We start from the raw sequence: 7,583 nt of genomic DNA on the forward strand, positions 1-7,583 counted from the left end.
GACGAATGCGCGCCTGCCGACGGGTGAATGGGTCCGCCCTGCCGTCCGTCCCCTTCCCGGGCCCGCAGCCGTGTGAGGAGAGGTGGCAGCGCGCCTCGTCGGGTCGGTCCCAGTGTCGGGAGCTGGTGAACGTCCTGCGGTTCTGCTCCGAGCGGTTCCGGGAGAGGCGGTGGGCCCGGCGTGGGGGGCGTGCGTCCGCACTGGGGGGAGGTCCGTCCGCCGGAGGGCGGATGCGCCCGCCCTGCCGTCCCGCTCCTGAGCCCGGCCCTGCCCTGGCTGCCTCGTCGCCGTGCTCCTCAGCCGTGGCCGGCCTGCGCCGGGAGGAGCGGTGAGTCCGGCGCGGAAGCGAGTCGACAACCGTCGGCGGGAAGGCGGATGAGGCCGCGCGGCCGTCCCGCTCCTGGACTGTGCCGGGTCCGCGCCACGGCTGGTGCGGTGCGTCACGCGGGCGGCGCCGACCGGATGTCCCGTCCGCCGGGAGGGGAGACGCCTCTCGTCGGCGGGGGAAGCGCACGCACGTCCGGCCGGGCCCGTGGGGGCCCGGCCGGATGGGTGCGGGGGTGGGTCAGTCCTTGATCTCGCAGATCACGGCGCCCGCCGAGACCGCGCTGCCCACCTCGGCGGACAGGCTCGTCACCGTGCCCGCGCGGTGCGCGGTGATGGGCTGCTCCATCTTCATCGCCTCCAGGACGATGACCAGTTCGCCCTCGGCGACCTGCTGCCCTTCCTCGACGGCGACCTTCACGATGGTGCCCTGCATGGGCGACGCGAGCGCCGCGCCCGTCGCCGCGGCCGCGGCACGCCCACCGGCCTTGCGGCGCGCCGGGCGCGCGCCCCCGGCGACCGCCGCGCGCGCCAGCGGCATCGCCAGCGTCGCGGGCAGCGACACCTCAAGGCGCTTGCCGCCGACCTCGACCACGACGGTCTCGCGCAGGCTGGACTCCTCGCCCTCGCCGGCCACGGCGTCGAACGCGGGCAGGTTGTTCACGAACTCGGTCTCGATCCACCGGGTGTGGACGAGGAACGGCTCGCCCGCACGCCCCGCGACCTCCGGCGCGAACGCCGGGTCGCGCACCACCACGCGGTGGAACGGGATGACCGTCGCCATCCCCTCCACGCGGAACTCCGCCAGCGCGCGCGACGCGCGCTCCAGCGCCTGCCGGCGGTCCGCGCCGGTCACGATCAGCTTGGCCAGCATGGAGTCCCACGCCGGGCCGATCACCGAGCCGGACTCGACACCGGTGTCCACGCGCACGCCGGGGCCGAGCGGCGGGACGAACGTCGTCACCGTGCCGGGCGCCGGGAGGAAACCGCGGCCCGGGTCCTCGCCGTTGATGCGGAACTCGATCGAGTGCCCGCGCAGCGGCGGGTCGTCGTACCCCAGCTCCTCGCCCCGCGCGATGCGCAGCTGCTCGCGTACGAGGTCGATGCCGCTGATCTCCTCGGAGACTGGGTGCTCCACCTGGAGGCGGGTGTTGACTTCCAGGAACGAGATGGTGCCGTCCTGCCCGACGAGGAACTCGCAGGTCCCGGCGCCCACATAGCCGGCCTCCTTGAGGATGGCCTTCGACGCGCGGTACAGCTCGGCGTTCTGCTCGGGCGTGAGGTACGGCGCGGGCGCCTCCTCGACGAGCTTCTGGTGGCGCCGCTGGAGCGAGCAGTCGCGGGTGGAGACGACGACGACGTTGCCGTGCGTGTCGGCGAGGCACTGCGTCTCGACGTGCCGGGGGCGGTCGAGGTAGCGCTCCACGAAGCACTCGCCGCGGCCGAAGGCGGAGACCGCCTCGCGCACCGCCGAGTCGTACAGCTCCGGCACCTCCTCCAGCGTGCGGGCCACCTTCAGGCCGCGCCCGCCGCCGCCGAACGCCGCCTTGATCGCGACGGGGAGCCCGTTCTCCCGCGCGAACGCCACGACCTCGTCCGATCCGGAGACCGGGTCGGTCGTCCCGGCGACGAGCGGGGCGCCGGCGCGCTGCGCGATGTGCCGGGCGGCGACCTTGTCGCCGAGCGCCCTGATGGCGTCGGGGGACGGGCCGATCCACGTCAGGCCCGCGTCGAGCACGGCCTGCGCGAACTCGGCGTTCTCGGACAGGAATCCGTACCCCGGGTGGATCGCGTCGGCGCCCGAGTCCGCGGCGGCCTTCAGGACCTTCTCGATGTCCAGGTAGCTGGCGGCCGGGGTGTCGCCACCCAGCGCGAACGCCTCGTCGGTGGCGCGGACATGGACGGCGTCGCGGTCCGGCTCGGCGTAGACGGCCACGCTGGCGATACCGGCATCCCGGCACGCACGGGCGACCCGGACGGCGATTTCGCCGCGGTTGGCGATGAGCACCTTGCGCACGATGGCTCCCTCCTCGGAACAAGGTGAGTTTAGGTAGTGGCGACACCTCGCAACGAGTCGCCCACAGGAGTGACCTCGCCCACACGGAGGGTGGGAGCGGGCGCTCCGCCGGGCGGTCCGCCCCGCGGTCCCAAGGTACGCGCCCTGCGGGCGATTACCGACCGATTCCAGGGCCGGGCCGAAAGTCCGGTACTCCGGCACAGCAGTCGTCCGGACAGTTTGTGGGAACCGGATAACGACGACGCGGAAACTTTGCGCTCCGGCGAACCGGACCACCCCCCTCCGGAGAGGGTCCGGCGGGGGTGGCGCGTACCCACCGGGGCGGGCGGGCGCCCGTTGCCCGCGGACCGGTCGCCGCCGCGTCCCGATGCGTGCGCCACCCATTGCCGGGGGCGTTACCGTTCGGTAACCTGCCGGGTATGGACGCCTTCGAGCAGCGGGCGAGACGCGGTGTGGCGGCCGGTGCGGCGCTCGGGTGCCTGGGCGGCGCGGTCGTCGCCGGGGTCGCGCACGCCGCCCTCGCGGTGGCGGCGGACCGCCAGGAGATCGAGGTCGGGGGCGTGCCGCCCGGCGCGCTCGTGGCGGCGGCGTGGGGCGGCGGCGTGCTGGTCGCGGGCGCGCTGGCGCTGACGGCCGTGCCGCTGCTGCGGGTCGCCGTACGGGACAGGCCGCCCGGCCGGGGCTGGCGGCGGGTGCTCGCGGCGGGCGCGGGGCTGCACGCCGTGCTCGGCGCGCTGACGCTCGCGGTCGTGGACTGGACGGTGTTCGCCGTGCTGATGGCGGTGTTCGCGATGATCGTCGGGACGCTGACGCTCACACCGCCGCCGGGGCCGTCACGCCCAGAAGTCGGTGATCCCGGCGCCGATCCCGTCCCGCAGCAGGCGCCGCAGCAGCGGGAGTGACAGACCGATCACCGTGCCGGGGTCGCCGTCGATGCCGTCGATGAACGGCGCCGACCGCCCCTGGAGGGTGAACGCGCCCGCGACGGACAGCGGTTCACCCGTCGCGACGTACGCGGCGATCTCCTCGTCCGTCGGCTCGCCGAACCGCAGTGTGGTCGAGGCGGTCGCGGCGGCGCGCCGCCCGTTCGCCGTGTCGATGACGCAGTGCCCGGTGCGCAGCACGCCGGTGCGGCCGCGCATCGCCTTCCAGCGCGCCGCGGCCTCCCCGGCGTCGGCGGGCTTGCCGAACGCCTCGCCGTCGAGGTCGAGCACGGAGTCGCAGGCCACGACCACCGCGTCCGCCGCCTCGGGCCGGGCCGCCACCGCCGCCGCCTTGGCCTCGGCGAGCACCTGGGCGAGCGCCCCCGGGTCCGGGGCGTCGAGCGCGTCCTCGTCCACGCCGCTGACGATCACCTCGGGGCTGAGCCCGGCCTGCCGCAGCAGCCAGAGCCGCGCGGGGGACTGCGAGGCGAGTACGAGTCTTCTCATGCGCCCCAGCGTCTCACGCCGCCCGGCACGCTCCCCGGCGTGTGAGACCGCTCACTGAGCGGCTTCTCACCCGGTTCTCATCTCCTTCTCATGCGGACCCAGTTGGTTGACGGCAGGTGAATTCCGGGTGCCGCGCGCCGGAACGCCGGTACCCGTCCCCCCGTCCGCCGCGCGGCCCGACCACGAAAGGAGACGGAATGACAGCCGACGCACGCCACGGCCCCGGCGTGGCCGGCCGACTGCACGCGTTCAACCGCTACGAGATCAAGTACCTCGTGCCCGCGGCGGACGTGCCCGCGCTCCGCGACGAACTCGCCGTCCGCCTCGACACCGACGCCCACTGCCCGCCCGGCGGATACGGCGTCTGGAGCCTGTACTACGACACCCCGTCGCTGCGTTTCTACTGGGAGAAGATCGAGGGCATCAAGTTCCGCCGGAAGCTGCGCATCCGGCACTACGGCGAGGCGCACGACGTCACCGACGAGTCGCCCGTGTACGTCGAGATCAAGCAGCGCGTCAACCGCGTCACCCAGAAGCGCCGCCTGTGCCTGCCGTACCGGGCCGCGCGGGCGCTGTGCGACCGGCGCGAGGCCGCCGAAGCCGGGCGGCGGGAGCGCGCGTTCGCCGATGAGGTGCTCGAACTCCTCGTGCGGCTCGACCTGCGGCCCACCGCGATCACCGGCTACCGCCGCGAGGCCCTGGTGGGCCGCGACCAGGACACCGGCCTGCGCGTCACGTTCGACCGGCGCGTGCGGGGCCGCGACCGCGACTTCCACCTCGGCACGGCCACCGCTGAGAACCGTTTCATCATCCCGCCGCGGCTCGCCGTGATGGAGATCAAGGCGAACGAGCGCGTCCCGTACTGGCTCACCGACCTCGCGGCGCGGCGCGACCTCACCGTCGTCCGCGTCTCCAAGTACTGCCAGAGCGTCGAGGCGTACGGCAAGGCGCCCCGCTCGGCCTTCCACATCCCCGAGGAGCCCGCCCACGACGCGGGCCCCGCCCACCTGACGCCCGCGCCCCACGGGCGGGAGGAGAAGACCCGTGTCGCTTGATCTCCAGGACCTCAGCGGGACGTTCAGCACCGCCGACATCATCCTGTGCCTGCTGCTGTCCTTCGCGCTGAGCACGCTCGTCGGCTACGTCTACCGCGGCACGCACAAGAACGTCTCCTACAGCCAGTCGTTCGTCCAGACGCTGGTGATCGTCGGCATGATCGTCGCCGTCATCCTGCTGGTCGTCGGGTCGAACCTGGCCCGCGCGTTCTCCCTCGTCGGCGCCCTGTCGGTCGTCCGCTTCCGCAACGCGGTGAAGGAGACGCGCGACGTCGGCTTCATCTTCCTCGTGATGGGCCTCGGCATGGCCTGCGGCGCCCGCTTCTACACGCTGGCCGTGCTCGGCGGCGTCGTGATCTGCGCGGTCGTCCTGGTGATGAACCGCTTCCACATGTTCCGCCTCGACGTGCAGCGGCAGGTCGTGAAGGCGCAGATGCCGGCCGGTGAGGACCTCACCGCCGACATCGAGGACGTACTGGCCGCGCACACCAGCGAGTTCGAGCTGGTGAGCACGGAGACCGTACGGGGCGGCGCGCTGACGGAGTCGTTCTACACGGTGCGGCTGCGGAAGGGGCACAAGCCGGGCCAGCTGGTCGGCGCGCTCCAGGAGCGGACGCGTGGCCAGCGGGTCGCGGTGCTCACCGGATACGACCAGACGGACCTGTGATGCGCGCGCTGCGCCGCCGCGTCCCGGTCCGGCTGCGGCAGAACTGGCGGCCCATGGCCCTGCTCGCCGCCGGACTGACCGTGCTGCTGGTCTACTTCGGCGACGCCCGCGTCACGCCGCTGGTCACCAGCGCCTCGGACGCGGAGGGGGATGTGGTGACCGATGACATCGCGGGCGCCGTGGACCTCTTCGACGAGTCCGTCACGCACACCGTGCAGGTCGAGTACGACGAGGACGACTACCGGCGGATGGCGGACGCGTTCGAGAAGGACGGCACGAAGGAGTACATCGAGGCGGACCTCACGATCGACGGCACGTTCATCCCGAGCGTCGGGCTGCGGCTGAAGGGCAACTCCACGCTCCAGTCGCTCGGCGGCGGCGGGGGCGGGATGCCGGGCGGCGGGCGGCTGCCGGAGGGCGGTGAGCTTCCCGAGGGGATGGAACTCCCCGAGGGGGTGGAGCTTCCCGAGGACGGCCAGTTCCCGGGCGGTGGCCGGCAGCAGGACGGCGAGCAGCAGCCGGAGGACGGTCAGGCCCCCGGTGGTGGCGGAGGCGGCGGCTTCGGCGGGATGGGCGGCATGGGTACCCAGCTGTCCTTCGACAAGCCCGGCGAACTCCCGTGGCTCGTCAGCCTGGACGAGTACGCCGAGGGCCGCGCCTACCAGGGCATGCGCGAACTCGCGGTGCGCCCCGGCAGTGACGGCGAGGTGCCGCTGAACGAGGCGGTCTCGCTCGGCCTGATGGCGGCGTCTGGCCAGCCCGCCGAGCGCTTCACGTTCTCGTCGTTCACCGTCAACAACGAGCCGGCGGCGACCCGGCTCGTCGTGGAGAACCCGGGCGCCGGGTACGCGACGGACACCCTGGGCGGCGACGGCGTCCTCTACAAGGCGCGCGCCGGGAGCAGCTTCACGTACCAGGGCGACGACCCGACCGCGTACGAGGCGGACTTCAACCAGCTGACGAAGAAGGGAAGTCAGGACCTCCAGCCCGTCATGGACCTCATCCGGTGGGCGGAGAACGCGAGCGACGAGGAGTTCGCGGCCGAGCTGGGCGACCACGTGGACATCCCGTCCTTCGCGGCCTACACGGCGACGCAGAACCTGCTGCTGAACGGCGACGACATGGCCGGTCCCGGCAGCAACTACCTGCTCTGGTACGACCTGGACACCAAGAAGTTCAGCGTTCTCGGCTGGGACTTCAACCTCGCGCTCAGCGGCGACGCCACCACGGGTCCCGACGAGGAGACCGGCATGGGCATGGGCGGTGGCCGTCCCGGCGGGGGCGAGGAAGGCGGCCAGGCGCCGGGCGGCATGCAGCCTCCCGAGGGCATGGAGCCGCCGGAAGGGATGGAACTGCCCGAGGGCACGGAGCCGCCGGACGGCGGCCGGTTCCCGGACGGCGCCGCCGGGGAGGAAGGCGACGGTGCGGACGCCGGGGGCTTCGGCGGGATGGGCGGCAACGTGCTCAAGAGCCGCTTCCTCGAACTCGACGCGTTCGACGACGCCTACCACGACGCGTACCGCGACCTCTACGAGGAGTTCTACGCCTCAGGCACCGCCACGGACCTCCTCGACTCCCTCGTCACCCGCGCCACGGACGCCGGGGCCGACGCCGAGGCCATCGGGACGGCGGCCGACCGGCTGCGGGAGACCGTCACCACGCGCACCGAGGCGCTGGCCGGAGAGGAGGTGATCACAGGCTGAGACGGGCGGCACCGGCCGGCGCACATCGCGCGGGCGACCAACTGGTGCGCGCCCCTGGCTGGTTCGACCCCGCCGGTTCCCCGCAGCAGGCAGCACGGGTGACCGGCGGGGTCCGCGCACGTGAGCCGCCCGTGCCGCCCTCGGCGACGAACCGTGCGAGCGCGGCGTCGGGGTCAGACATCTCGATCGGTAGAAGCGCTCTCACGGCTTCTCCCGCCCGCAGGGAACGGTCGGCCCTGCTCGCCGAGTACCCGAGCTTTCCCGCTGACCATCGCCACCACCCGGTGGACGCCGTCGTCGCGGTCCCCGCCTATGTCGGCCGACGGGCGTAGTCCGGCGCCGTGGAGCAGAGCGCGCAGTTGGGCGTGTGTTCTGGTGTGGAATGGC

General features: G+C 73.3%; 6 protein-coding genes. 4 read left to right on the forward strand and 2 right to left on the reverse strand.

Annotated features, from left to right (window positions below):
* Positions 1-565: 565 nt before the first annotated feature.
* On the reverse strand, positions 566-2,341 hold the full coding sequence (locus tag ACL02R_RS27235; protein ID WP_412799612.1) for a biotin carboxylase N-terminal domain-containing protein: 1,776 nt from the start codon (positions 2,339-2,341) through the stop codon (positions 566-568).
* 419 nt (positions 2,342-2,760) lie between these two features.
* Between ACL02R_RS27235 and ACL02R_RS27240 the strand changes: the two genes are divergently transcribed.
* Complete coding sequence (locus ACL02R_RS27240; protein ID WP_412799613.1) at positions 2,761-3,243, forward strand: hypothetical protein; 483 nt, start codon at positions 2,761-2,763, stop codon at positions 3,241-3,243.
* On the opposite strand, the gene ACL02R_RS27245 is transcribed toward ACL02R_RS27240, so the two are convergent.
* The gene (locus ACL02R_RS27245) at positions 3,175-3,771 is read right to left on the reverse strand and encodes a Maf family protein (RefSeq protein ID WP_412799614.1); all 597 of its coding nucleotides are present in this window, start codon (positions 3,769-3,771) and stop codon (positions 3,175-3,177) included. The two genes, ACL02R_RS27240 and ACL02R_RS27245, sit on opposite strands and share 69 nt — an antisense overlap.
* A 197-nt stretch (positions 3,772-3,968) precedes the next feature.
* Here ACL02R_RS27245 and ACL02R_RS27250 point away from each other — a divergent pair, with 197 nt between their 5' ends.
* The 3 genes from ACL02R_RS27250 to ACL02R_RS27260 are packed head-to-tail and all read left to right on the forward strand — an operon-like array spanning position 3,969 to position 7,196.
* Positions 3,969-4,826: a polyphosphate polymerase domain-containing protein gene (locus ACL02R_RS27250; RefSeq protein ID WP_412799615.1), complete on the forward strand. Its 858-nt coding sequence runs from the start codon at positions 3,969-3,971 to the stop codon at positions 4,824-4,826.
* The gene (locus tag ACL02R_RS27255; protein ID WP_412799616.1) at positions 4,816-5,493 is read left to right on the forward strand and encodes a DUF4956 domain-containing protein; all 678 of its coding nucleotides are present in this window, start codon (positions 4,816-4,818) and stop codon (positions 5,491-5,493) included. The genes ACL02R_RS27250 and ACL02R_RS27255 overlap by 11 nt, the downstream gene beginning before the upstream one ends.
* Entirely contained in the window at positions 5,493-7,196 is a 1,704-nt protein-coding gene (locus ACL02R_RS27260; RefSeq protein ID WP_412799617.1) for a CotH kinase family protein, read from the forward strand. The genes ACL02R_RS27255 and ACL02R_RS27260 overlap by 1 nt, the downstream gene beginning before the upstream one ends.
* Positions 7,197-7,583: the final 387 nt, after the last annotated feature.

The sequence above is a fragment of the Streptomyces sp. MS19 genome, assembly GCF_047200595.1.
GTDB lineage: Bacteria > Actinomycetota > Actinomycetes > Streptomycetales > Streptomycetaceae > Streptomyces.

Bases quoted from the DNA above. Each gene is read 5' to 3' on its own strand.
- ACL02R_RS27240 (WP_412799613.1), top strand. From the start codon at position 2,761: ATGGACGCCTTCGAGCAGCGGGCGAGACGCGGTGTGGCGGCCGGTGCG.
- ACL02R_RS27245 (WP_412799614.1), bottom strand. From the start codon at position 3,771: ATGAGAAGACTCGTACTCGCCTCGCAGTCCCCCGCGCGGCTCTGGCTG.
- ACL02R_RS27250 (WP_412799615.1), top strand. From the start codon at position 3,969: ATGACAGCCGACGCACGCCACGGCCCCGGCGTGGCCGGCCGACTGCAC.
- ACL02R_RS27260 (WP_412799617.1), top strand. From the start codon at position 5,493: ATGCGCGCGCTGCGCCGCCGCGTCCCGGTCCGGCTGCGGCAGAACTGG.